This window comes from Streptomyces sp. MMG1121, assembly GCF_001280015.1.
In the GTDB taxonomy this organism is placed as follows: domain Bacteria; phylum Actinomycetota; class Actinomycetes; order Streptomycetales; family Streptomycetaceae; genus Streptomyces.
Genome location: NZ_LGDV01000031.1, coordinates 1 through 1,758, shown reverse-complemented (window position 1 = coordinate 1,758; position 1,758 = coordinate 1). Strand labels below are relative to the sequence as shown.

The following is a 1,758-nucleotide window of genomic DNA, read 5'->3' as shown; positions in this document are numbered from 1 at the left end:
CGACTGCCGACTGCCGACTGCCGACTGCCGACCCGCGACTCCCGCGGAAACCAGTGCTCCCCCGAGCTCCTACTCCCGCCCCACCAACGTCAGCAGCGTCGCCTCCGGTGGGCACGCGAAGCGGACCGGGGTGTAGCGGTTCGTGCCGCAGCCTGCCGAGACGTGGAGGTAGGACGTGCGGCCCTGCGCCGTGTGCGTGGAGAGGCCCTTCACGCGGTCCGCGTCCAGGTCGCAGTTGGTGACCAGGGCGCCGTAGAAGGGGATGCACAGCTGGCCGCCGTGTGTGTGGCCGGCCAGGATCAGGGGGTAGCCGTCCGCCGTGAAGGCGTCCAGGGTGCGCAGGTAGGGGGCGTGGACCACGCCGAGCGAGAAGTCGTACGTTCCTGACGGGCCGCCCGCCACCTGGGCGTAGCGGTCGCGCTTGATGTGCGGGTCGTCCAGGCCGGTCAGCTCGATCGACACGCCCTCGACCTTCAGGACACCCCGTGTGTTCGTCAGGTTCTGCCAGCCCGCCGTGTCGAAACCGTCGCGCAGGTCTTCCCACGGGTTGTGGATGGCGCCGACCGCCGGCGGGTTGCCGTTCAGGCCGTGGCGGCCGTTCGTCTTCTCCAGCAAGTAGCGGGCGGGGTTGCGGAGTTTGGGGCCGTAGTAGTCGTTGGAGCCGAAGACGTACGCGCCCGGGAACTCCATCAGGGGGCCCAGCGCGTCCAGGACCTCGGGGACGCCCTCCGGGTCGGACAGGTTGTCCCCCGTGTTGATCACGAAGTCCGGCCGCAGGCCCGCCAACGACTGCAGCCAGCGCTGCTTCTTGCGCTGGCCGCTGACCATGTGGATGTCGGAGACCTGGAGCACGCGCAGCGGGCGCATGCCCGGTGGGAGGACCGGGACGGTCACCCGTCGGAGGCGGAAGGAGCGGACTTCGAAGCCCGCCGCGTACGCCAGACCGGCGGCGCCTGCCGCCATGATTCCCAGGGGTACTCCGTATCGCGCGCGCATACGCCCATCGTGTCAGACCCCGGTGCCCCCGCCGAGATCGGCTGCCCCCCGGATGCGGCCGTCGAGCGGCAAGCGGCGCCGCCCCCCAAAACAGCGGGCGTCCGAGGCGGTGCACCTGCGACAATCGGGCCCATGACCACCACGCTCAAGTCGAAGCTGCACGACGACCTCAACGCCGCGATCAAGGGGCGCGACGAGCTCCGCTCCTCGACGCTGCGGCTGACGCTCGCCGCGATCACCAAGGAGGAGGTCGCGGGCAAGGAGAAGCGTGAGCTCTCCGACGACGAGGTCCTCAAGGTGATCACCCGCGAGGCGAAGAAGCGCCGCGAGGCGGCCGAGGCCTTCGAGCAGGGCGGTCGTGCCGAGTCGGCCGAGCGGGAGAAGGCGGAGGGCGAGGTCCTTGCCGCGTACCTGCCCAAGCAGCTGTCCGACGAGGAGCTGCACGGGATCGTCGCCGCTGCCGTGGCCGAGGCGAAGGCGGCCGGAGCCGAGGGGCCGCGGGCCATGGGCGCCGTCATGAAGATCGTGAACCCGAAGGTGGCCGGTCAGGCCGAGGGCGGCCGGGTCGCCGCCGTGGTGAAGCAGCTGCTCCAGGGCTGAGCCCGCCCGGCCCGCCCGAGCCGGCGTACGACGGCGGGGCCGCACCCTTTCCTCCACCAGGGTGCGGCCCCGTCCCGACCCCGACCTTCTCCCTTCCGGGCAACTTCATCCAGGGCCAGGGCAACGGAGGAAGCAGTGGGAACGGGAACGGGGGCTGGCCGG

General features: G+C 71.4%; 2 protein-coding genes. One reads left to right on the top strand and one right to left on the bottom strand.

Annotated elements, in window-relative coordinates; all coding sequences use genetic code 11:
* Positions 1-69: 69 nt before the first annotated feature.
* On the bottom strand, positions 70-996 hold the full coding sequence (locus tag ADK64_RS04950) for a metallophosphoesterase (protein WP_053655188.1): 927 nt from the start codon (positions 994-996) through the stop codon (positions 70-72).
* 132 nt (positions 997-1,128) lie between these two features.
* Here ADK64_RS04950 and ADK64_RS04945 point away from each other — a divergent pair, with 132 nt between their 5' ends.
* Positions 1,129-1,596, top strand: a complete 468-nt coding sequence (locus ADK64_RS04945) for a GatB/YqeY domain-containing protein (protein ID WP_053655187.1) — start codon at positions 1,129-1,131, stop codon at positions 1,594-1,596.
* Positions 1,597-1,758 lie beyond the last annotated feature (162 nt).

Bases quoted from the DNA above. Each gene is read 5' to 3' on its own strand.
- ADK64_RS04950 (WP_053655188.1), bottom strand. From the start codon at position 996: ATGCGCGCGCGATACGGAGTACCCCTGGGAATCATGGCGGCAGGCGCC.
- ADK64_RS04945 (WP_053655187.1), top strand. From the start codon at position 1,129: ATGACCACCACGCTCAAGTCGAAGCTGCACGACGACCTCAACGCCGCG.